This window comes from Rhizobium sp. Pop5 (assembly GCF_024721175.1).
In the GTDB taxonomy this organism is placed as follows: Bacteria; Pseudomonadota; Alphaproteobacteria; order Rhizobiales; family Rhizobiaceae; genus Rhizobium.
On sequence record NZ_CP099402.1, the window covers coordinates 38,213 to 60,225 of the forward strand.

At 62.2% G+C, this 22,013-nt stretch carries 25 protein-coding genes; 17 read left to right on the forward strand and 8 right to left on the reverse strand.

Annotated features, from left to right (window positions below):
- Positions 1-29: 29 nt before the first annotated feature.
- Together NE852_RS28305 and NE852_RS28310 are read right to left on the reverse strand one after the other, a co-directional pair.
- Entirely contained in the window at positions 30-968 is a 939-nt protein-coding gene (locus NE852_RS28305; RefSeq protein ID WP_008532724.1) for a sugar kinase, read from the reverse strand.
- Complete coding sequence (locus NE852_RS28310; protein ID WP_008532722.1) at positions 955-1,989, reverse strand: SPFH domain-containing protein; 1,035 nt, start codon at positions 1,987-1,989, stop codon at positions 955-957. Before NE852_RS28310 ends, NE852_RS28305 begins: the two co-directional genes overlap by 14 nt.
- 125 nt (positions 1,990-2,114) lie before the next feature.
- On the opposite strand from NE852_RS28310, the gene NE852_RS28315 reads away from it, so the two are divergent.
- The 9 genes from NE852_RS28315 to NE852_RS28355 all read left to right on the forward strand — a co-directional run bounded on the left by NE852_RS28315 (position 2,115) and on the right by NE852_RS28355 (position 12,041).
- Positions 2,115-2,810 (forward strand): NUDIX domain-containing protein, encoded by a 696-nt coding sequence (locus NE852_RS28315; protein ID WP_008532720.1) that lies wholly within the window; start codon positions 2,115-2,117, stop codon positions 2,808-2,810.
- Between the two features lie 186 nt (positions 2,811-2,996).
- Positions 2,997-3,314 (forward strand): hypothetical protein, encoded by a 318-nt coding sequence (locus tag NE852_RS28320; RefSeq protein ID WP_008532719.1) that lies wholly within the window; start codon positions 2,997-2,999, stop codon positions 3,312-3,314.
- A gap of 221 nt (positions 3,315-3,535) precedes the next feature.
- Positions 3,536-5,389, forward strand: a complete 1,854-nt coding sequence (locus NE852_RS28325) for an ABC transporter ATP-binding protein (protein WP_258157110.1) — start codon at positions 3,536-3,538, stop codon at positions 5,387-5,389.
- Positions 5,390-5,462: 73 nt separating this feature from the next.
- On the forward strand, positions 5,463-6,467 hold the full coding sequence (locus NE852_RS28330) for a LacI family DNA-binding transcriptional regulator (RefSeq protein WP_008532714.1): 1,005 nt from the start codon (positions 5,463-5,465) through the stop codon (positions 6,465-6,467).
- Positions 6,468-6,503: 36 nt separating this feature from the next.
- Positions 6,504-7,796: a sugar ABC transporter substrate-binding protein gene (locus NE852_RS28335; RefSeq protein WP_258157111.1), complete on the forward strand. Its 1,293-nt coding sequence runs from the start codon at positions 6,504-6,506 to the stop codon at positions 7,794-7,796.
- Between the two features lie 79 nt (positions 7,797-7,875).
- A complete protein-coding gene (locus NE852_RS28340; protein WP_008532711.1) occupies positions 7,876-8,817 on the forward strand; it encodes a carbohydrate ABC transporter permease in 942 nt (313 codons plus the stop codon).
- On the forward strand, positions 8,810-9,703 hold the full coding sequence (locus NE852_RS28345) for a carbohydrate ABC transporter permease (protein WP_008532709.1): 894 nt from the start codon (positions 8,810-8,812) through the stop codon (positions 9,701-9,703). The genes NE852_RS28340 and NE852_RS28345 overlap by 8 nt, the downstream gene beginning before the upstream one ends.
- A 4-nt stretch (positions 9,704-9,707) precedes the next feature.
- Positions 9,708-11,417: a GH32 C-terminal domain-containing protein gene (locus tag NE852_RS28350; RefSeq protein ID WP_008532707.1), complete on the forward strand. Its 1,710-nt coding sequence runs from the start codon at positions 9,708-9,710 to the stop codon at positions 11,415-11,417.
- A 96-nt stretch (positions 11,418-11,513) separates the two neighbouring features.
- On the forward strand, positions 11,514-12,041 hold the full coding sequence (locus NE852_RS28355) for a sigma-70 family RNA polymerase sigma factor (protein ID WP_008532706.1): 528 nt from the start codon (positions 11,514-11,516) through the stop codon (positions 12,039-12,041).
- A gap of 73 nt (positions 12,042-12,114) precedes the next feature.
- Here the strand turns inward: NE852_RS28355 and NE852_RS28360 are convergent, their stop codons facing one another.
- Together NE852_RS28360 and NE852_RS28365 are read right to left on the reverse strand one after the other, a co-directional pair.
- The gene (locus NE852_RS28360; RefSeq protein WP_008532705.1) at positions 12,115-12,759 is read right to left on the reverse strand and encodes an NrsF family protein; all 645 of its coding nucleotides are present in this window, start codon (positions 12,757-12,759) and stop codon (positions 12,115-12,117) included.
- Positions 12,756-13,304, reverse strand: a complete 549-nt coding sequence (locus tag NE852_RS28365) for a sigma-70 family RNA polymerase sigma factor (RefSeq protein ID WP_008532704.1) — start codon at positions 13,302-13,304, stop codon at positions 12,756-12,758. Before NE852_RS28365 ends, NE852_RS28360 begins: the two co-directional genes overlap by 4 nt.
- Before the next feature lie 184 nt (positions 13,305-13,488).
- Between NE852_RS28365 and NE852_RS28370 the strand changes: the two genes are divergently transcribed.
- The 3 genes from NE852_RS28370 to NE852_RS28380 all read left to right on the forward strand — a co-directional run bounded on the left by NE852_RS28370 (position 13,489) and on the right by NE852_RS28380 (position 15,438).
- Positions 13,489-13,737 carry a pentapeptide MXKDX repeat protein gene (locus NE852_RS28370; protein ID WP_008532703.1) on the forward strand — a complete coding sequence of 83 codons (249 nt, stop codon included), beginning with the start codon at positions 13,489-13,491 and terminating at the stop codon, positions 13,735-13,737.
- 85 nt (positions 13,738-13,822) lie between these two features.
- Positions 13,823-14,662, forward strand: a complete 840-nt coding sequence (locus NE852_RS28375; RefSeq protein ID WP_008532702.1) for a cytochrome b/b6 domain-containing protein — start codon at positions 13,823-13,825, stop codon at positions 14,660-14,662.
- Positions 14,662-15,438, forward strand: coding sequence for a molybdopterin-binding protein (locus NE852_RS28380; RefSeq protein ID WP_008532701.1), 777 nt, complete (start codon positions 14,662-14,664; stop codon positions 15,436-15,438). Before NE852_RS28375 ends, NE852_RS28380 begins: the two co-directional genes overlap by 1 nt.
- A 15-nt stretch (positions 15,439-15,453) precedes the next feature.
- Here NE852_RS28380 and NE852_RS28385 read toward each other — a convergent pair whose 3' ends face one another.
- Positions 15,454-16,209, reverse strand: coding sequence for a Crp/Fnr family transcriptional regulator (locus NE852_RS28385; protein WP_052034577.1), 756 nt, complete (start codon positions 16,207-16,209; stop codon positions 15,454-15,456).
- A gap of 327 nt (positions 16,210-16,536) precedes the next feature.
- Between NE852_RS28385 and NE852_RS28390 the strand changes: the two genes are divergently transcribed.
- Positions 16,537-17,256 carry a Crp/Fnr family transcriptional regulator gene (locus NE852_RS28390; RefSeq protein ID WP_258157112.1) on the forward strand — a complete coding sequence of 240 codons (720 nt, stop codon included), beginning with the start codon at positions 16,537-16,539 and terminating at the stop codon, positions 17,254-17,256.
- A 40-nt stretch (positions 17,257-17,296) separates the two neighbouring features.
- Here NE852_RS28390 and NE852_RS28395 read toward each other — a convergent pair whose 3' ends face one another.
- Positions 17,297-17,668: a hypothetical protein gene (locus tag NE852_RS28395; protein ID WP_008532696.1), complete on the reverse strand. Its 372-nt coding sequence runs from the start codon at positions 17,666-17,668 to the stop codon at positions 17,297-17,299.
- 333 nt (positions 17,669-18,001) lie between these two features.
- Between NE852_RS28395 and NE852_RS28400 the strand changes: the two genes are divergently transcribed.
- Positions 18,002-18,274, forward strand: coding sequence for a hypothetical protein (locus NE852_RS28400; protein WP_008532693.1), 273 nt, complete (start codon positions 18,002-18,004; stop codon positions 18,272-18,274).
- Between the two features lie 145 nt (positions 18,275-18,419).
- Positions 18,420-18,659 carry a DUF6894 family protein gene (locus NE852_RS28405; RefSeq protein WP_008532692.1) on the forward strand — a complete coding sequence of 80 codons (240 nt, stop codon included), beginning with the start codon at positions 18,420-18,422 and terminating at the stop codon, positions 18,657-18,659.
- Positions 18,660-18,673: 14 nt separating this feature from the next.
- Here NE852_RS28405 and NE852_RS28410 read toward each other — a convergent pair whose 3' ends face one another.
- Both NE852_RS28410 and NE852_RS28415 read right to left on the reverse strand, forming a co-directional pair.
- On the reverse strand, positions 18,674-19,441 hold the full coding sequence (locus NE852_RS28410) for a Crp/Fnr family transcriptional regulator (RefSeq protein WP_008532691.1): 768 nt from the start codon (positions 19,439-19,441) through the stop codon (positions 18,674-18,676).
- Positions 19,442-19,574: 133 nt separating this feature from the next.
- Complete coding sequence (locus NE852_RS28415) at positions 19,575-20,945, reverse strand: sensor histidine kinase (protein WP_008532690.1); 1,371 nt, start codon at positions 20,943-20,945, stop codon at positions 19,575-19,577.
- 234 nt (positions 20,946-21,179) lie between these two features.
- Between NE852_RS28415 and NE852_RS28420 the strand changes: the two genes are divergently transcribed.
- Together NE852_RS28420 and NE852_RS28425 are read left to right on the forward strand one after the other, a co-directional pair.
- On the forward strand, positions 21,180-21,458 hold the full coding sequence (locus NE852_RS28420; RefSeq protein WP_258157113.1) for a hypothetical protein: 279 nt from the start codon (positions 21,180-21,182) through the stop codon (positions 21,456-21,458).
- Between the two features lie 44 nt (positions 21,459-21,502).
- The gene (locus NE852_RS28425) at positions 21,503-21,928 is read left to right on the forward strand and encodes a Crp/Fnr family transcriptional regulator (RefSeq protein WP_258157114.1); all 426 of its coding nucleotides are present in this window, start codon (positions 21,503-21,505) and stop codon (positions 21,926-21,928) included.
- Positions 21,929-22,013 lie beyond the last annotated feature (85 nt).

Here is a 22,013-nt window from a genome sequence, read left to right on the forward strand (position 1 = left end):
GCCAATAAATTCTCGCCACGCTCCGTCCTTCATACCACCAGCATCCCCTGCCGCTCGGCGATCGTCACCACTGCGCGGGTTCCGGCGTTGAACTCCAGAAAATCCGCCTCGATCCCATCGCTGAAGATCACGCCGTGTTCTGGCATTTCGGAGACGATGGTGAGCGGCTGGGTCCCGGAGACGAGGCCGGCGACGATGCTGGTGCCGGTCGTGCGGCTCGGAAAGGGTTCGCGCACGAAATAGCGCAGGAAATCCGCGTCCCAGGCGAAGGACATGTCGATCTTCCGGTCGGCGGGTTCGAGGCCGAGCGCGCTCGCGGCGCCGAGCCAGCCGGAATAGAGGCTCTTCAGCCAGCCGGTCGAGCCCATGCCTGTCGAGACGATGATGCCGCTCGAGGACTGCCGTTCCTCACGTTCCTCGGCGTGGAGGATGTAACGGGCCGAGACGTGGCTTTGCGGGCCGATGAAGAGATCGTTGACCGCGTGGATGACGGCGCCGGTGTTCAGCGTCGCCTTGGCCATGCTGACGCGCTTGATCGGCCGCTTGTTTTTCAGCGCCTCGCCGATCACCCGGGGAAGGCTCTTCGGGTTGAAGGGTAGCAGCAGGCCGTCCCAGCGCTGGGGATCGGGGTTGACGCCGAGGACCGGCTGTCCGTCGAGGTATTTGAGCGTGTTGGCGACGAGGCCGTCCTGGCCGAGCACGACCACGACATCGTCGGGGCCGAAGACGAAGCTTGCGAGGTAGCGACGCTCCAGTCGCTGCACGCGGGCGACCGCGCGCAGGCTCGCTTCCACCTCTGAGATAGCCGCTTCGTATCGCTTCTTCTCGGCGAGATAATCGCTGAAATCGGCGCCGAGATGTTCGACGTAAAACTGCGCCTGCTGCACCGTGTTGAACCGGGCGATGAGTTCGTCGAGCCGGGTCGGCCTGACGACCAGGATGATCTTGCGTTCGTCAGAGGCCGGCACGGTCCTTGCCCTCCTGCGGCTGCAATATCTCCCTGAGAAGATCGGGCGAGACGTTCAGCTGGCCGATCTTCGTCGCATTGTCGGCAAGGTCGCGGAAGGCGAGCGCCATCAGCTGGCCCGGCTGCATGCCGACCGAGGCGAGCGCCTGCAGCACTTTCGGATCGGCCTCCTCGAAGGATTTCATCATCGCCGTCATCGCATAGGCCTGGGCGTCGGCCTCGGCCCGGGCGTTGGTCGCAGCCAGCGTCACCAGTTCGCGGTTCTGCTCCTCGAGCGCGATCTTGCCGGCCATTTCTTCGCGGCGGATCTGCAGCTGCCGTTCCTGCACGGCGCGTTCGGCCTCCATCTGGGCTTCGCGCACCTGCCGCCTCTTGTTCTCCAGCGTGATCTCGGTGGCGATCTCGTTTTCCTTGATCGTCCGCTCCTGCTCGATCGCGGCGTTGCGCCTGCTATAGATGGCCTCGTCGGCCTGGCGGAGCAGGGCTTCGCGTGCGTGGGCTTCGAGAGCCTTTGATGTCTCGACCTTCGGCGTGACGGCGAGCAGCGACAGGCCGAGGATCTCGAGGCCGAGCGCTTCGATCGTCGGGTGTTTCTTCAGCGCTTCGGCGACGCCCGCGACAAGCGCCTCGCCCGAGGCAAGAACCTCCTTCAGCGACAGCGTCTGCACCTCGGCCCGCATCGCCACCTGGACGCGGTCGATCACCCGGGTCGAAAGCTTCTGCGGATCTTCCGAGACGTAAGCACCCCTACGGTCGAGCGTGAAGTTCAAGAGGGCGGCCGTCCGCCGCGGCTCGGCAATGCGGTAGGTGATCTGTCCCTGCACCGTCACTTCCTGGAAGTCCGATGTCACCAGGGGAAAGATGAAAGGATCGTTGACGCTCGCCGTCGGCACCAGCACGAGCGAGCTCGAAGGCGAAAAATGCCAGAAGGCCAGGCCGGCACCCTCGCGGACGGCGTTGCCGTTTTGGTATTGGATGACGTATTGCGTGGGTTCCGTCTTGATGAAGCGCAGTCCGAACATATCCGTTTCCTTGTTTGCGCGGGCGCCTCGCCCGTGTCGAAAAGAAGAAAACATGACTTAGTGACAAATGTCAACTAACTTAGTTGAATATTTACACTAAGGCCGCTCCGTGCTATGTTCCCATCATGACGACACATGACAATGACGCCTTCAAACCGATCGCCACCGTCGATCTCGCGATCTTCTCGCTGTCGCCGGCGGGCCTCTCCGTGCTGCTCATGCGGCGGGCGAACGCACCCTTTGCCGGCGAGTGGGCCTTGCCCGGCGGCTGGATTCATATCGACAAGGATGCCGATCTGGAGGCTGCGGCGCGGCGCGTGCTGAAGGAAAAGACCGGCGTGGAAACGCCCTATCTCGAACAGCTGCAGACCACGGGAAGCGCCGGCCGGGATCCAAGGGGCTGGAGCATCAGCATCGTTTATATCGCGCTGCTCTCGGCCGACGATGTCGCGCAGCGGCAGGATGCAATGGCCGGCGACGCCGAGTGGCGGCCGGTCGAAGGCGAGGGCGTCGGCTTGTCCCTTGCCTTCGACCATGCGGCCCTCCTCAAGGAGGCGCTCGGCCGCATCCGCAGCAAGGTCGAATATTCGAGCCTGCCCGGTCATCTGCTGCCTGTCCGTTTCACATTGAGCGAGCTGCAATCGGTCTATGAGAACCTTCTCGGCCGCAAGCTCGACAAATCGGCTTTTAGAAAGCGCATGGCGGAAGCCGATTTCCTGGAGCCGGTCGAGGGCGAAATGCGCCGGGCGAGCAACCGGCCCGCCCAGGTGTTTCGCCTGAAGGACGCCCATTCGCTGGCGCTCTTCGACCGAAGGATCTGAGCCGCTCCGACGCCAGATGTCAGCATCAGGTATTGAACGAATGTTGCATTCAAAGCTCGCCATTCATACGAGCATCCGCGATCCGGACGGTTTAAGCGCTTTGTCGGCTGCATCACCGGAACAATGACCGGCCGGCGAGGTTTTGATGGCGCGAATCACGCAAAGATCCCCAAGGAGGACACCCGCATGCGTATGAAACTCATAGCAGCTTCGCTCCTCGCGCTCGGCATGGCCACTTCAGCCTTCGCCCAGTCCAATCCGGCTCCAACAGGCGCCACGATGGACAAGAACCAGGCCGATCAGGGCGGTGGCGCCACCAGCAAGATGAAGACCAAGAAGCCGATGGCAACGGATTCGACCAAGACGAGCTCCACCAAAAGCACGATGAAGATGCACAAGACCAAGTGCCCGAACCCGGTCAACAACTCCGCCAAACTCCAGACGCAGGGCGGCACGAGCAACGCCACGCCGATGGATGAAGCCTGCGCGGCGCACAACAACTGACTGGTTTGAGTGCCTAAAGAACCCCGCTTCGGCGGGGTTTTTTATGACCACGCGGCGGCCTGCTCGCCTTCTCCCCAGCGGGGAGAAGGGAACCTTCCACGACCTCCACTCTCAGACATTCACAAAAATTCTAGTTGAGATTGCACCGGCGAGGTGGTCCTATCCCTGCCTGCATAGCCCTGAGTCCTTCGCCCTCTCCAATATTTAAACCCGAGCGGCCCATGTCGATTTCAGATGCGATCTACCGTCCTTTCGAAACCCTGATCCGGCCGCTCGATATTCCCTATCGGCCGCTGCCGTCGAAGGGGCCGGTGGCGGTGCTGCTGCACTTCATTTCGATGTTTCGCGGCGTGCTGATTGCGCTTGCGCTTTGCTCCATGCTGTTCGAGGTGATCAACCTGACGATCGTCTGGGGGCTTTCGGTCATCGTCGATGGCGTGACGCAGCAGGGTGCGTCCGCCTTCCTGCGCAATGACTGGCGGCTGCTGACCGTTCTCGGGCTGCTGATCTTTCCTGTCATGCCGATCGTGTCCTTCATGCTCAACACGCTGAACTCGCACACATTGGGCATCGCCATGCCGGCGGCCATCCAGTGGCAGGGCCATAAGGCCGTCGAGCGGCAGGATCTCGCCTTCTTCCATGATCTCTATGCCGGCCAGGTTTCCTCGCGGCTGCAGCAGGTCTCCTCCGCCGTCCAGCAGCAGATCCTCGCCGCTTTCCAGTCCATCCCTCGCTTCCTGATGCAGCTGGTGGGCTCGGTGATCCTGCTGAGCGCGCTTGCCTGGCAGCTTGCTCTGCCTGTTGTCGTCTGGATCGTGCTCAACATCGCCTTCACCGCCCGGATCGTGCCGATCTTCGTCGAGCGGTCGCGCCGCACCGCCAAGCAGCGCAGCCTGGTCGCCGGCGCCATCACCGATCTGTACACCAACATGCAGATGATCAAGCAGTTTGCCGCCGAAGACAGTGAGGCGGGCGCCATCCGCCGCATCATCGGCAAGGCCGTGCAGACGCAACACAGCGAACAGCGCATCTACCGCTCGTCGGAAGTGACCGTCGTCATTTTCAACACGCTTCTATGGCTAAGCATGCTGGCGATCGGATTTTCCGGCCTCGTCAAGGGTTTCCTGACGGTCGGCGAGTTCGTCGGCGCGGTCTATATCCTCCACCGGCTGTCCTCGCAGATCTTCGTCTTCCTGCAGATGGGCCAGCAGATCTTCCAGGCGATCGGCACGATCAAGGATGCCATGCCGGTCATGACGACGCCGCCGACCATCACCGACCGGCCGGATGCCGGGGATATCAAGGTCAGCCAAGGTGAAATCCGTTTCGAAAATGTCCGCTTCGCCTACAAATCCGGCAAACCCGTCATCTCAGACCTTTCGCTGACGGTCCGGCCCGGCGAGAAGGTCGGCCTGGTCGGCCTCTCCGGCGCCGGCAAGACGACGCTCGCAAACCTGCTGCTGCGCTTCTACGACATCAAGGACGGCGCGATCCTGATCGACGGGCAGAATATAAGCGCGGTCACCCAGGCAAGCCTCCGCCGTGCCATCGGCGTCATCGCCCAGGATGTCGCGCTGCTGCACCGTTCGGTCGGCGACAATATCCGTTACGGCCGGCCGGAGGCGACGCGGCAAGAGATCGAGCGGGTGACGAGGATGGCAAGCGCCGATGCCTTCATCGCCGATCTTACCGACAGCGAAGGCCGCAAGGGTTATGACGCCTTCGTCGGCGATCGCGGCATCAAGCTGTCGGGCGGCCAGCGCCAGCGCGTCGCGATCGCCCGCGTGCTCCTGAAGAATGCGCCGATCCTGGTGCTCGACGAGGCGACCTCGGCCCTCGACAGCGAATCCGAAGCGGCCATCCAGGAAAGGCTGAACCTCGTCATGGAGGGAAAGACGGTGATCGCCATCGCCCATCGCCTCTCGACGATCGCCAGGATGGATCGGATCGTCGTGCTCGATCACGGCCGCATCGTCGAAGAGGGCCGGCCGGAGGAACTGGTCGAGCAGGACGGCCTGTTCGCCCGCCTGTGGAAACGCCAGACCGGCGGTTTCATCCCCGAGGAGATCGATTGAGCGGAAAAGCCCGGCTTGACTCATTCAAGCACCGTCGGTATTGATTGGGTAATCGATAACCCATGGCGAACCCATGACCGCTTCACTCAACGACATAGCCTCCCGCGCAGGCGTTTCGGTCAAGACCGTGTCAGGCGCCCTGCACGGCGGCTCGGCGCGCATGTCGGAGGAAACGCGCCAGCGGATCAAGGAGATCGCCGAGGAGCTCGGTTACGTCACCAACTTCGCCGCGCGCAGCATGCGGCAGGGCTGGATGCCGCTTGTCGGTCTCGTTGCCGATGATCTTATCACGTCGCCTTTCGCGACGGAGATCATCAGGGGCCTCGACGGCGCCGTGCGCGCGTCCGACATGGCCGTCTTCGCCATGACGCTTAGCGGCCATCGCAGCGTCGGATCGATCCTCGACGAGATGCGGCGCTTTCGACCGCGCGCGATTGCCTATGCCGCTATGTATCACAAGAGCGTCGACCTGCCGGCCGAGTTTGCCGATACGGTCGGCGTCATGATCAACTGCCGGGATGCCAACGATCGGGTGACGTCCCTGGTGCCGGATGAAACGGGAGCGGCGATCGAGATCACGCAGTATCTGATCGAGGCCGGCCGTCGCAATATCGCCTTCATCAACCTCCCGGGCATTCTCGCCGGCGAACTGCGCGAACTCGGGTTCCGCCAGGCGCTCGATCATGCCGGCATCGACGGAGCCGGCGCCGTGGTCTTGCCGGCCGTCGGCAAGGCGGTCTACAGCGACCGGGCACCCAGCCTCGTGCCTGCCCATGTGCATGATCTGATGAAAGGTCCCCGGCCTCCCGATGCCATCCTGTGCGGCAATGACCGCGTGGCGATGGAGGTCTATGCCGCGTTGCGCCGCTCGGGCGCGACCATTCCCGATGACGTCGCCGTCGCGAGCTTCGACAACCAGGTCGAGATCGCCTCGCGTCTCGATCCGCCGCTCACCACCATGGCGCTCCCCCATCGCGCCATGGGGCGCCAGGCCGCGCAAATCCTGCTTGCCGAAGACCGGGCTCCGGTCGGAGTGCAGAAACTGCCGTTCCAACTGGTGGAGCGGGCATCCGTATAATTTGAATCAGGCCCATTCAATTGAGGAGGAATTCTAATGGGTAAACGTTTACTTCTGTCTCTGGTCCTGTCCTCGGCGCTCGCCGCCACATGGGCGCATGCTGCGGATAAGGCCGTCATCCAGGTCATGCATCAGGGTGATCCCGGCTTTGTCGCCGCCTATGGCAAGGTGGCCGAACGGTTCGAGGCCGCCAATCCCGACGTTGACATCCAGTTCATCTATGCGCCGCACGATGCCTATAACGAGAAGTTCAGCGCAGCTGTCGTCGCCAAGCAATTGCCCGACGTCATGGAGCTCGATGCGCCCTTCCTCGCCAATTACGTCTGGTCGGGCTACCTGCAGCCGATCAAGCCGCTGATCGACAAGGACCTCCTCGACGACATGACGGCGTCCAACATCGCCCAGGGCACATATCCGATCGACAAGGATCTCTATGCGATCGGACTGACCGACTCATCAGTCGTTCTTTACGGCAACAAGAAATACCTCGAAGCGATCGGCGCCCGCATCCCGAAATCCGTCGACGATGTCTGGACTCGCGAGGAGTTCGAAACCTATCTCGAAAAGCTTTCCAAGCTCGACGGGGTGAAGTGGCCGATCGACACCTTCCGCGGCTACGGCATCAAGACCGAATGGATCACCTATGCCTATGGTCCCATCCTGCAGTCGGCCGGCTGCGATCTGATCGACCGAAAGGCCTGGAAATCCGAGAGCACGCTCGATAGCGACGCCTGCGTCGATGCGCTGGCCATGATGCAGAAATGGGTCAAGAACGGCTGGGTCGTGCCGCAGTCGGCGGGAACCAACCAGTTCTTCGCCGAGGGCAATCCGGCCGCACTGGCGCTTGGCGGACACTGGGTCTATGCCGAGGCTGTCGCGGCCATGAAAGACAATATCGTCGTGCTGCCGCTGCCCAAATTCGGCGCGAAGGGGGCGAGCCCCGATGGCACCTGGATCTGGGCGATTACCAAGACGTCGAAACATCCCGATATCGCCGCCAAGTTCATCAGCTTCCTGCTGAAGGACAAGGAGTATCGGGCCTATGTCGCCAGCCAGTCCGGCTATCCCGGATTGAAGAGCTTCGCCGCCGAATCTCCGCTCTATGCCAATGGCGGCCCGATGGCCATCGCCTTCGAACAGGCGTCGAAGACGGCTGTCGCGCGCCCGCCGCATCCGGCCTATCCCACGATCACCTCGGCCTTCATGCAAGCGGTCGACGAGGTGTTCAATGGCGGCGATCCCAAGGAGGCGCTCACATCAGCCGCCAAGAAGATCGACGAGGACATCGCTGATAACGACGGATATCCGCCGTTCGGTGATCAGCAGTAACGAGGACCGGTCCCGCCTTGCAAGTGTCCGCCAATCGCAAGGCGGGACCGGCACTTGAAGTCTGGAGAGGAGGAGCGACATGGTCATGCAACAATCGACGTCGCCGTCGACAACAGTGCGAAAGGCTGCGGCGCGCCGGCATGACACGGGACGCCTGATGCAGGAGGCGGCGATGCTCGCGCCGGCCGTCATCCTGTTGACCGTCTTTCTGATCCTGCCGTTCCTCCTGTCCTTCTGGACGGCGATGACCAACCAGCCGCTGGTGCCACGGCCGACGCCCGTCCGCTTCGTCTGGTTCAACAATTTCATCCGCATCTTCCAGGACGATCTCTTCTGGACCGCCCTTTGGAACGTCTCGCGTTTCACCTTCTGGATCATTCCGGCGCAATGCGGCCTCGCTTTCGCGACGGCGCTGCTGCTGCATCAGAAGCTGCCCTTCCGCAATCTGCTGCGCGGCATGTTCTTCCTGCCGGCGATCACCTCGATGGTCGTGGTTTGCGTCATCTGGGGCACCCTGTTCCAATATCCGACGGGACCGTTCAACCAGATTCTCGGCTTCATTTCCGGCGGCGCGATCCAGCCGATCGATTGGCTCGGCGATCCCAAATGGGCGATGTTCTCGCTCGTCCTGTTGTCGGCCTGGCAGGCCTATGGCTTCCAGATGATCGTCTACCTCGCAGGCCTTCAGGGCATTCCCGACGAACTCTACGATGCCGCCAAGATCGACGGTGCGAACGCCTTCCGGCGTTTCTGGCATGTCACGATGCCGGGCCTGCGGCCGACTCATGTCTTCGTCCTCGTGATCACGACCATCCAGGCATTCAAGCTCTATACCCAGGTCGCGATCCTCACGCAGGGCGGGCCGAAAAGCAGCACCGAGACGGTGGTGCATTACATGGTGCGCGCCGGCTTCGAAGAGCAGAAGATGGGCTATGCCTCGGCCGTTTCGGTCATCCTGTTCGTCATCGTTCTCATCATCGCGCTGATCCAGCGCCAGCTCCTGAGGCGCTTCGATGTCTGATATCGCTCTCTCGATCCCGCGCGCCCGTGCGGCGCAGTCTTTCTCGGCCACACGGGTGCTACGCCTCATCCAGGTGACTTGCATCTTCATCATCGCCTTGGTGATCGTCTCTCCATTGCTGCTCCTGGTCGTGGCGAGCCTCAAGGATGACCGGTTCCAGATCCTGGCCGATATGGGCAGCTTCCGCGCCTTCTGGGTTTCGATCCCTACGCTCTCCAACTATGCGGAGGTCGGCCATCTCTCGGGCGAACTCGCCTTCGGGCGCTATCTCATCAACTCGCTGATCATCCTGATCACGACGGTCTGTTCCGGCCTGATCGTCAATTCGATGGCCGGCTTCGTTCTCGCCTGGGGATCGCTCAGGGGCCGCGCCGTGATCCTGTCGATCGTGATTGCGCTCTATGTGATCCCGCAGGAAAGCATCATCATGCCCCTCGTGATCATGGTTTCGCGCGCTGGCATGGCCGATACCTTCGCGGTGCAGATCGTGCCCTGGGTCGCGAGCCCTCTCTATATCTTCCTGTTCTACCAGTTCTTCTCGCAACTGCCGAAGGAGCTGCTGGAAGCCGCCGAAATCGACGGCGCATCCTTCTTCCGGGCCTATCGCTCGATTTTCCTGCCGCTCAGCCTGCCCGCACTGGCGACTGTCTCGATCCTCATGGGTATCGAAACCTGGAACCAGTATCTCTGGCCGATCCTCGTCACCCAGACCGACTATGCCCGCCCGATCGCGGTCGCCATCGCGACCTTCTTCGGACAGGACAGCATCTACTGGGATCGCGCGATGGCCGCCTCCGTTCTGATGATGATCCCGATCCTGGGGCTCTACCTCGCATTTCAGCGCTGGTTCGTGAGCTCCTTTATCGGCTCCGCCGTGAAAGGTTGAAGTGATGACAAGCCAAGCGATGACTCCGTCCGACGAAGCCGGGCCGGAGACGATCAGCGCCGTCCTGCCCGCAGGAGCGACGATCCACGCCTGGATCAAGGCCCGGCATGGCAGCGCCTTGGGAAGGCTGACCGCACATGTCGATGGTGATCCGGCCGTTACAGTGGAAACGTCAAATCCCCATGAATTCGAATTTCGGCTGCTGACGCTGGAAAGCGGCGGAGAAATCGCTTTTTCCTACGATCCCGTGACCACAGAGGTCTCGGTTCTCTATGCCTTCCTTCAGTCTGGCGTTCGCGAAGAAGGCATCCGGCTGCTGCATGTCGGGCCCTCCAACGCCGCGCCCGAAATCTCCGGCGGCTATCACTTCCGCCCGCCTTTCGGCTGGATGAACGATCCCAACGGCTTTGGACGGTTCGGCGGCAGGCTGCATCTCTTCTATCAGCACTATCCCCATAGCCTTCGATGGAACAACATGCATTGGGGTCATGCGGTCTCGGACGATTTTCTTCACTGGACGCATCTTCCGGTCTTTCTTCCCCCTTCGGACGAATTCTCCACGCGGGCTGATGGACGCGGCGGCGCATTTTCCGGCTCCGCAATCGCGCTCGATGGCTCGGGAATCCGCATCTTTTTCACCGAGCAAATGAAGGGCCGGGAGCCGGAGGAGCAGGTTCAGTTCACCGCCACCAGCCGCGATCTCGTCAACGTCGAGCCGGCAAGCCTGATCCTGCCCGCCCGTCCCGCCGGGCTCGGTCTGACGACTGACTTCCGCGATCCCTATGTCTTCCTGGGTCCGGACGATAAATGGAAGATGCTGCTCGGCACGCGGGACCGCGAGGGCGGCGTCATCCTGCTCTATGAAACGGATGATCCGACCGCGGCGACGGGATGGACCTTCCTCGGCATGCTTCACCGCGAGAACCGCTTCGGGATGACGGCGGCGGAGTGCCCCTGCATGATCCCTCTTGATGGTCCCGCGAGCGACCCGTCGACCCGCTGGGCGTTGATCTTCGGCCTTCTCACAAGCCGCGATCCGGCAACGGGCCGGCGCAACATGACCCTTGCGAGTGTCGGCCGTTTCGATGGCCGCAAATTCTCAGTTGAGTTCGAGCAGGAGCTGGATTTCGGCACCGACGCCTACGCATTTCAAGCCTTTGTCGACGGCAGCGGCCCTGTCGGCATCGCATGGCTCGCGAACTGGACTGACATATCGAAGGACGTCGACATGCCGACGGCGATGACCCTGCCGCGCCGGCTGGCGCTGCAGGGCGGGGCGCTGATCACGCCACCGATCGCCGCGACAGAAAGCCTGCGGCAACGCCGGCTGGATGCCGGAGGACTTCTCGATGGACGAACCGTCGATCTCGCCAACGGCTCGGTCGAAATCATGCTTGGCCTCAAGGAGGCGGGCAGCGGGTTCCGCCTCGTCTTCGACCATCCCGAGGCGACCCTCGAGGTTGAGTTGAACGAGCACGGGCTGAGCATCCCCTTTTCCGCGAGCGCCAAGCCATCGCCCCGCTACATCGCGGCCGGCGCACGCCCATCCGCCATCCGGATATTCCTCGATGCAGGCTCGATCGAAGTCTTCGCCGATGATGGCCGATGGACGGGGACCAAGCGGCTGCCCGGCTTCAAGGGGGTAAGTGCCGCGCGTCTCGTCGCGCCCGCCGGCAATGTGCTTTCTGCGGACATCTGGCAGCTCGGTCTTTGATCTCAGGAGGAGAGGGCATCGCATCGGTATTTGTCCGATATCGTACGGCAACGAATAGGGGGGTCGCGACTTTTCTTCTCATCCAAGGAGAAAAACATGCCGTCCTTGTCTTCCGTACGCCCTGCGTCGCACAGCAAAGAAGCTTCCGCAATCGAATCCGAGATCGTCGCTCTGACGCCGGCTCTGCGCGCCTTTGCCCGACGGTTCGTGCGCAGTGACGACGACGTCGATGACCTCGTGCAGGAGACCTTGCTGAAAGCGTTGAACTCGCTTCATCTCTATCATCCCGGCACCTCCCTCAAATCCTGGCTTTTCACGATCCTCCGAAACACCTTCTGCACCAATTATCGCCGCAGGAAGCGCGAACCCACAGGCGTCGATGCGGGGCTGGAGCAGATCGCGATCGCGCCGACGCAGGAATGGGTGCTGAAAGAGCGCGAGTTGCAGCAGGCAATGGCGCTGCTTTCCGAGGACAGGCGCCGGGCGCTCACGCTGGTCGCCGCCGGAACAAGTTACGAGGATGCCGCCAGGATGTGCGGATGCCGCGTCGGCACCCTGAAGAGCCGCGTCAGCCGCGCCCGCGAGTGCCTGCTCTCCCTGCTCGGAAATCATCTGAGCGATTGATCCCAGAGCAATTCCAGCAAAAGTGTGTAGCGGTTTTGCGTCCGGAATTGCGTGAAATCAAAGATGCGAGCGTCTACCAGCGCAGCAGGCGAGGGCCGGTGAGGGCGCCGAACGCGCCGGTCAGCAGGATGCCGATCGAATACCAGATCAGCACGAAGGGCATGCCGTTTTCCGTACAGAACCAGGAATAGACCCAGGCGCCGGCCGCTCCCGCGGCAATACCGGCGACGAACCCCGTCAGGTTGAGATCCACCGGTGCCGCGCGGCGCAGCGCCCAGACCGCGCCCGCATAGACGGGCAAGGCGAAGGCGAAGATGAGCAGCGGGCAATGGAGCGCGGAGGAGCCGAGGATCAGGACCCGGTAATCTGCTGCCGGCGCCATCGTCAGCTGGATGGCTGCGACCGCGGCCATGGCCGCGAAGATTATGGCGAGCAGGCCGAAGAAGCGTCCCTTGGAACCATCCGGGCGGGAAAGCCGATGGGCGGCGAGAAGGGCCGCCGCGGCGATCAGCGCGTTATAGGCCGATTTGATCCAGAACACCGGCAGCACCAGTGCCTCGTGCATATCGACCCTGAGGCCTAAAATGACCAGCATCAGCAGCAGCGAGAGGCCGAGGGCCGGCGCTATGCCGAGCGCCAGGCGGCGGCGCAGCGCGTGGCGCGGCACCGGCTTCAGGTCGCCGACCAGGCTTTCGATGATATCGTCCGTCTTTGTCACGATGCGCCTCGCAATCTCTCGCCGAGCGCCTTGAGCGCCCGGTGGATGCCGACTTTTACCGCCGATTCGGACTGGCCGGTGCGGCTTGCGGCGTCGGCGACCGACTGTCCCTCCAGTCTCACCTGCCGGATCAGCTCCCGCTGTCTCAGTGGCAAGCCGTCGAGCAAACGCTCGACATCCATGCGGGCCGTCAGCGCCTCCTCGCTGAAGTCGCTTTCGATCTCATCGCCAAGCTCGGTTTCGCTGAGCCTGCGCCCGCCGCGGCCGCGATGATGGTCGATCAGCTTGTAGCGGGCGATCGAGAAGAACCAGGCCGTGAAAGGCCTTTCCCTGTCATAGGTGGACCGGCGGGAATGCAGTGCCAGCAATGTCTCCTGGACCAGGTCTTCCATATCCGCCTTCGCCGCCGCAGCCATCCTGCGGCTGTAATAACCGACAAGCAGCGCGCGCGAAGCCGTCAGCAAACGCCGATAGGCCGCCTCGTCTCCGTCAAGGGAAAGAAGCATCAAGGCTTTCAGGGCTTCTTCCGAATGGGCTGATGTCATGTTGTCTGAGAGTTCATTCGAAAAAACAGCCGGTCGGTTACAGGCAGTGCGAAAACAATTCTGGCATCACAGCTCTATCACATAGATGTGAGGCTGTAACGCACCTCGACGCCGCCTCGAATGGGTGGATGTGAGCCATCGGCAGGCAGCCGGCGGACACGGCAATTTATCCGAGGAGAATTCCATGACCAAGCTTCTTTCCAGCCTTGCAGCCTGCACCTTCATCGTCGGTCTTTCGCTCGCCGGCGTCGCCTCGGCCGAGGACGCCATGAAGACCGATGCGATGAAGAAGGACAGCATGCAGAAAAGCGCGATGTCGAAAGACGCCATGAAGATGTCCGGCACCAAGAAGGACTGCATGCACAAGGCCGGCATGGAAAAGGACGCGATGAAGAAGACCGATATGATGAAGACCTGCGACGCGATGAAATAAGCGCCCGCATCCGCGCGGCCGCTGAAACTTTTCCGCAGCGGCCGCGTCTTTTGTTCCTGAAACTGCATCGATCCGGAGAACGATCATGGCGACGACCGAGGCCGGCAAAGAGACCGCCCGCACGCTCATTTACCGCCACAGCCTCGCCGTGCGCCTGCCGCATTGGGTGAACGTGCTTTGCCTGACCGTGCTGCTCATGAGCGGCCTGCAGATATTCAACGCCCATCCGGCGCTCTATTGGGGCCAATACGGCACCGATAACGATCCGTCCTTCATCTCGATGGATGCCGTTGACGACGGCGGCGAGGCAAAGGGGCGCACGCATATCGGTTCGCTCGCCTTCGATACGACGGGTGTTCTCGGTCTCTCCAACGTCGACGGGGAGGCGACGGCGAGGGGTTTTCCAAGCTGGCTCACCCTTCCAAGCTATCAGGACCTGTCGACCGGCCGGCGCTGGCATTTCTTCTTTGCCTGGCTCTTCGTCCTCAACGGCTTCGTCTATCTCGTCTGCGGACTGGTCAGCCGGCATTTTCGCCGTGATCTCGCGCCTGGTGTCGATGAACTGACGCCCGCCCATCTTGCGCACGAAGTCGTCAACCACGCCAGGCTCCGGTTTCCCAAGGGCGCCGAGGCACGGCACTACAACACGCTGCAGAAGCTGACCTATCTCGTGGTGATCTTCCTGCTGCTGCCGCTGATGGTGGCAACGGGATTGACCATGTCGCCGGGCTTTGATGCCGTGGCGCCCTGGCTGCTCGATGTCTTCGGCGGCCGGCAATCGGCCCGCACGATTCATTTCCTCACCGCCTTCTCACTCGTCGCCTTCGTCGTGGTGCATGTCGCCATGGTCATCCTGTCGGGTGTCTTCAACAATCTGCGTTCGATGATCACCGGCTACTACGCCATCGAACAGGGAGACGAATGATGAGCCGCCTGATCACCCGCCGCCGCTTCCTGATCGGCTCGACGCTCACCGCCTCGGCACTGGGGCTTTCCGGCTGCGACGCGCTTGTCGAAAGCGACCGGACGAAATCCGTCCTGAAGATCGCCGAGGGCTTCAGCATGAAGACGCAGCGCCTGCTGCTCGGCGACAATGCGCTCGCCCGCGAATTCGGCGAAGCGGATCTCTCGCCGGTCTTTCGCTCGAACGGCACCAGCATGCCCGACAACCCGCAATATCTCGACTGGATGAGCCGGCAGTTCTCGACCTGGAAGCTTGAGGTCGGCGGGCTTGTGGAAAAGCCGGCGCAATTCTCGCTCGCGGAGTTGAAGGCGATGCCGTCGCGCACGCAGATTACCCGACACGACTGCGTCGAAGGCTGGAGCGCGATCGGCAAATGGACGGGCCTGCCGCTCGGCGCGCTCTTGCAATCGGTGGGGCTGAAACCCCAGGCGCGCTATATCGTGTTCCACTGCGCCGACGAATACGAAAAGACGCTCGACAACAGCGGCTGGTATTATGAGAGCGTCGATCTCGTCGATGCCTTCCATCCACAGACGATCCTTGCCTATGCGATGAACGGCCGCGACCTGGAAGTGGCCCACGGAGCGCCGCTGAGGCTCAGGGTCGAACGCCAGCTCGGTTACAAGCAGGCGAAATATCTCACCCGCATCGAGGCGGTCGCCGATCTCGGCCAGCTTTATGGTGGCAATGGCGGCTTCTGGGAAGATCGCGGCTATGAATGGTATGCCGGGATATAACAGGCAGGCGGACGCTCAACCGGTTTTGCTGACGTGGGGCTGGGGTGTGAGGGATGGCCGCTTGGATCTGCGCAAAGGTCCGATCAACCGCTCATACTCCGCCTCGGCCTTGCCGTAGGCGTCGGAGGCGAATTCCTCCAGGCCGGCGCGGTCGCGCACGATCACCAGGCCGCGGACGGAGCGGATGAAATGATTGCCCTCGAGTATGTGCAGCGCCGTCGTGACACTCGGACGCCTGACCGCCAGCATCAGGGCGATGAACTCGTGCGTCAGCGCAAGCTTGTCGCCGTCGATCCTGTCGTGACACATCAGGATCCAGCGCGCCAGCCGCTCGTTGATCTCGTGAACCGCATTGGAGAGCGCGGTGAAACCGGCCTGGGTTGCAAGGACATGGACGGTCTTGTGCAGCAGGCCTGCGAAAACCGGCTGCGTCTTCATCAGATCCGCGAGCGTGCGCTGCGGCAGCCGATAGGCGAAGCCGGGCACCTGCACGGTAACTTCCGATACGCTGATACCGGCATCGATCGCCGCGGCGACCGGCGCAAATCCATCGCGGCCGAACAAGCCCGCTTCGACGCGGTTGCCCTCGGGCGAGATGTTGATGACCGAGCCTACTCCCGAGCACGGGAAATAGACCTGCTCGATCGGCGCATTCGCATGGACGATGATGAAACCGCTCGGTATGGCGCAGGGTTCGAGGTGAGGGGCAACGGCCGCGTATTCCTCCTCCGGCAAGAGGGCCAGCAGACGATTCTCCTTGGGGTGCATCATTTCCGCCAATGTTCGCCCTCCGGTAAGTGCGGGGCGGCCGCAGGCAGTATCATCGATTCCAGGTCGCGATCGCCGGATCGCCAATCGGGCTCGCCATTCTAACCCGCAGAGCCGCCATTGGTTCCCGCATCGCGCGGCCGCCGACCCATCCTTTCCCAAGCGCAAAACCGGCCGCGCGGCCGCATTTGCGGCATTGCGGGCGGGTTGCCTTCGCTGGTCGCCGCCGCCGGCGGTCTGTACGTTATTGCACAATGTATTGCTCAACGATTCTATATGGTTAGGTTCGCCCGCAACGGGGGTCGCATTCTCATTGATGCGCGGACTGATATGGATGACCGAGAATTGATTTTCCGAAATGAACTTTTGCGTGCCATGGGACCGCAGGAGCTTGAACTCCTGCGACCGCATCTGGAGCCTGTCGACCTGGAGGTTCCCTTGATCCTTGAAACGGAGAACAGCCCGGTCGGCGACGTCTACATGCTGGAGTCCGGGCTTGCCTCGATCGTGGCGAGATTTCCGGGCGGTCGCGATCTCGAGGTGGGCATCGTCGGGCGCGAAGGCATGACGGGCGCGGCCGTCATCCTCGGCGGCGACCAATCCGCCAACCGGACGTTCATGCAGATTACCGGCCATGGCTTCAAACTGCCGGCAGCTGTCCTTTCCCAAGCGATGGAAGAAAGCCGCGCCTTACGCAGCCTGCTTCTCGCCTATGTCCAGGCCCTGCTTGCGCAGACGACGTCGACCGTGCTCGCCAACGGCCGTTCCAAGCTCGAGGAGCGGCTTGCGCGATGGCTGCTGATGGTCCACGACCGCACCGACGGCGCCACCATCTGGCTGACCCACGAGTTTCTGGCCGTGATGCTCGGTGTGCGCCGCGCCGGGGTTACCGTCGCTCTGCACCTGCTCGAAGGCAAGGGCCTGATCCGCTCGACAAGGCGGCAGATCGTCATCCTCAACCGGCGGGGATTGATCGAAGAGGCCCATGGCGCCTATGGGGCGGCCGAGGAGGAGTATCGGCGGCTGATCGGCACGCATCTTGCGCGCTGACGCGGGCGGCGCATCCCCGTCTCGGAGCGTCCCGCCGCCCTTAATGATAATAGGAGGGATCCGGCCCGAACAGGGCTGAGATCATCGCCTCGATATCGGAAGGACGGCCGCTGACGACGAAGCCGCCGCGAGGCGTTTTCATCCGCTCGCCACGGGCGAAGATGAAGGGAATCCGGCGCGTCTCCAGCCATTCGTTCATCCAGAGCATGGCCTCGTCGGAAATCGTCACGTCGATGATCACGGCATCGAAGATGAGGCCCTCGCTTAGACATTCCATTGCGCTGGAGACGACCACAGGACCTGCGAGCAGCGCCTGGCGCGCGATCAATGCGTCTCTGGCACCGCCCGAAAGGAAGCCGGCCTCGCCGATGATAAGGATCGTCTTGCCGGCGACCGGGCTGAGCGATTTCATGAGCGGACGCCTACGGTAATCCTGGGGTTGAGGGCAATCATGCTGTTCAATGGCGGTTCAAACAGCGGGCGGTCCGCGCCTGCACCTGCCTACCATATTCAAGCTTATGACGCGACGTTCATTTTGTCGTGAATGCCGAACCTCACCCGGCCGCGCTGGTTCCCCTAAAACGTGTTGCGATCCCTCAGATTCGCTTGATCCGCGCTTTGCTCCCTGGTCTTCACATGCCGACATCGCAGGGCGCGGCAGCCTGATCCGTACGCTTCCGCACCAGCTGTTGAAATCGACGATCCTAAGTTTAGGATCAGCTCATATAAAAAAGGGAGGAAGCAGATGATCCAGCACTCGGGAATCACCAAGCCGGCGCTGCAGCCCGATGATCTCAAGATGTTGACCGCTGTCCTTCACGAATGGTGCCGGGAGAAATCCTGCGGGATCGCGAGCCCGCAGGCCCAGCATGTGGCAAGAGAGCTCGTCTCCTGGTTCGAATGCGGCATTCGCGACAGGCACAGGCTAGCGGGTCTGATGCGGCACATGCATCTGGATTTGCAGAACCTGCCGATCACGAGGAATGCGCAGCCCGTGCGGCATGAAGCTGCGGCATGAAACGGCGAAACCCCATAGTCGTCCATTAGTTCGGTATCCCTCTCGATGAAGGTGGGCCGAACGACGAAATTGGTGCCACCTTGGCAGCCTATTGCGGGAACCAACCGTGAACTATGGCATTGTTTCTGCAACGATGAGGCAGCCAATGCCGAGATTTTATTTCAACGTCGTTTCAGGCGCCGATACCGTCGTCGATCCCGAAGGCTCGGAACTGGCGACCCTCGAGGACGCGAGGCGGGAAGCGGTGCAGGATGCGCGAGCCCTGATGAGCCAGGCCATACTTGCCGGACGGGACATCTCGGGAAGAGAAATGCACATCTGTGACGAGGATGGAAACGTCCTTCTGACCCTGCCCTTCAGCGAGACCTTCGAAAGCGTCGATTAGAGCGCGGCGGCGGGCTAAGGTACGACGGGCGAAACCGAAACATCGCGCCGGCTCTTCTCGGGGCGACGGATCGGCAGGCCGATCAGACGTTCGTATTCCCGCTCCGGGACGCCGTAGCTTCCGGCGGCGATCTCTTCCAGCCGGTCCCTGTCGAGGATCCTGACATTGGCACGGCTCGATCTGATCGCTCTCAGCCCTTCGATGACATGCAGTTCGTTGGTGACGCCGGCGCGGCGCACGCCGAGCATGAGCGCCAGAAATTCATGCGTCAGCGGCAGGTCGCTGCCGTTCAGCCGGTCATGGCACATCAGCAGCCAGCGGGCGAGCCTCTCATGCATGTTGTAGCGCCCGTTGGCGAGCGCGGACTGGGCGAGCTGTATGTCGCAGCAATGCATGTATCTGAGGAACAGATCGTTGGCAGCCGGAAAGCTTGCCAAAGTTCGCGTGAAGCTTTCCACCGGGACCTGCAGGCCGAAGCCCGCGACCTGGAGGAAGGTCCGGTTGGGCGTCGTGTCCGTCCTCAGGATGACATGCAGTCCCGCCATGCCCTCATGTCCGATATGGCCGACCTCGACGGCTTCGCCGTCGCCGTTGGCCGCCACCATCGAGGCAAGACCGTCCTCGATGAAGCAGACATGCCGGTTCGGCCGATCGGCCTCGACCAGAACATGCCTCAACGGGAGTTCGATTGCCCTGATATCGGCGGCCAGCATCTCGAAGGCATCGCGCGGCAGGGCTCTCAACAGCAAATTACGCGTATTGCGCTGATCCGGTGCATGCATGGTCTTCTCCTTGCGGGAGACAGCCCGTGCTCATACCGGCGCCTTTTGGCGGTAATGGATTGGGATATAGGTCAGGCGGCGCGTATTTCGCATGCCTGTCGGAGTTTTGTACGGTTTTGACTACAGGAAGCTCTCAGCCCTCCCTTGGCAAGCGGATCACAAAACCCGTGCCAGGCCGCCGATCCTCGATATGAAGTTCGGCCTTCAATTGCTGCACAAGCGCGCGGACGATCTTCATTCCGAGGCTTTTGCCGTCGTTCTCGGCGGACGACATCTCCGGCGGCAGGCCTTTGCCGCCGTCGGCGACCTCGAGACGGATCTCGTCGCCGATGCTGTGTGCGCTGACGGTGACGGCGCCTGCGGCATCGGCATAGGCGTGCTTGAAAGCGTTCGTCACCAGCTCGTTGACGAGGAGGGCGATCTGGATGGCGCGGTCGGCATCGACAGGGCAGGGATCGGCGTCGACCGAGAGGACGTGGCTGGACGTCGTCTGCTGCAGGCGTTGGCAGAGGCTCGACAGGAAATCCGCCAGATCCACCGTCTCGGTGTGCGGCTGACGCCACAACTGGTCGTGCACCTCCGCAATGGTTCCGACGCGCGCCTCGGCATCGCGAAGCGCCTGTCCGACCTCCTCCTGTTTGGCGGAGCGGGCCTGCATGGCGAGCATGGCCGCGACCAGCGCCAGGCTGTTCTTGACCCTGTGGCTCATCTCGCGAAGCATGATCTGCTGGTGTTCGTCGGCGAAATGACGCGCGGTATCGTCCCGCAGCACCTTGAGATAGCCGGCGCGCTGGGCGCGCAGCGGCATGGTCAATCCGCTGCCCCAGAATGTCGAGCCGTCCTTACGCAAGTGAAACCGCTCGTTCTCCGCGCGGCCGCGCTCGGCGGCCGCCTTCATCTCATCCTCCAGCGCGCCGTCGCGATCATCGGGAGGCAGGAGAATGCGGGCATCGCGACCGATGATTTCGTCTTCCTCATAGCCGAAGATGCGGCAGGCGCCGGTGTTCCAGCTGATGATCCGCCCGTCCCGGTCGAAGGCGAAGATCGCATAGTCGATCGCGCTTTTGAGAATGAGCTGAAGGCGCTCCTGGCTGGCGCGCAGCGCCTCCTCCTCATGCAGCATCCGCGTCCGGTCGCGGACGACCTTCATCAGGCCGTAGATCTCGCCGGCATTGTTGCGCAGCGGCATCGTCAGCCCAGAGGCCCAGAACGAACCGCCGTCCTTCCTGGCATGCCAGCGATCGTGTTCGGCGCGCCCGGTCGTGAGCGCAAGCCTGATCTCCTTCAGCGGCGCAGCCGCCAGTTGATCCTCGAACGAAAAGAGGATGGCGCTGTTCTGCCCGATCATTTCGAACGCCGAATAGCCGAAGAGCTCTTCCGCGCCGGCGCTCCAGGTTACAATCGTGCCATCGCGATCCATCGCGAAAATGGCATAGTCCCGCGCGCTCTCGACCATGTGCCGATAGATTTCAGTCTCATCGCCCGGAAGGGGATATTGATCCATGCCGCCGCGCTCCCGCAGTTGCCGCCGGACAACATTATCACTTGCTAAAATAATTACATCACCCGTGCGTTTGCGTACAAAACCCGGCCACGGAACCTTCTGCCGAGGATGCGAGTTTAGGTTCCAGCGCCTTGCAATCGGCCATCCCGGAGTTCACAATTCACATCCGGCCGGGCGGACTTGTGGCGTTGGCGGCCGGGAGACGTTGTCCTCTTGCCGATAAAGGGCAGAGCGATGCGAGCCTTTGAAAGCGAAAATCTCATCCTGTCGCAGCTGACGGATCCGGAGCTTCTGGCGCTGGATCGCATACTGGAGCCGCTTCTACTCCCGCGTGATTTCTCGCTCGTCCACGTGGGCATGCCGGTCAGCCACTATTACTTCCTGGAGAACGGTATCGCCTCCATGATGGCGACGAGCCCCGAGGGAAGAAAGGCCGAAATCGGCGTGCTCGGCAGGGACGGAATGTCGCCGCCGGCCTTTACCGGGGGGTGGAGCGGCTTTCCTTCGACGTGACGATGCAGATCGGTGGCCATGGACGGCGCGTGGAAGCCGGAGCCTTGGCCGGTTTTCTGATCGAGCGACCGAGCATACGCCGGGCGCTTTCGCGTTTTCTTCTCACCTTCTTCACGCAGGTCGCCAACACGGCGCTTTCCAACGCCGTTCACAAGATCGACGTCCGATTGGCGAAATGGATCCTGATGTGCCACGATCGCCTGGAAGGCGAAGAGATCGAAATCACCCACGAGTACATGGCGACCATGCTCGGCGTCCGGCGCTCCAGCGTCACCGATGCCCTGCATGTCCTCGAAGGCGAGCATCTGATCTATTCCACCCGCGGCCTGGTGATCATCCGCAACCGCACCTCCCTCGAAGCCTTCGCGGCCGATGCCTATAACGTTCCCGGCGTAACCGGCCGCAATTGGCCGCAGACCAGCCGCCACCCTCTCGCCTCGGCCTATCGCGAAGTTTCTCCTGTTCAATAAGATCGTCATGATCCGATCTCGCCGATGCGACGCAGGACGCCTGCACGGCGCCGATGCGAACGGGCCACTCCAAGCGAAGACGCCG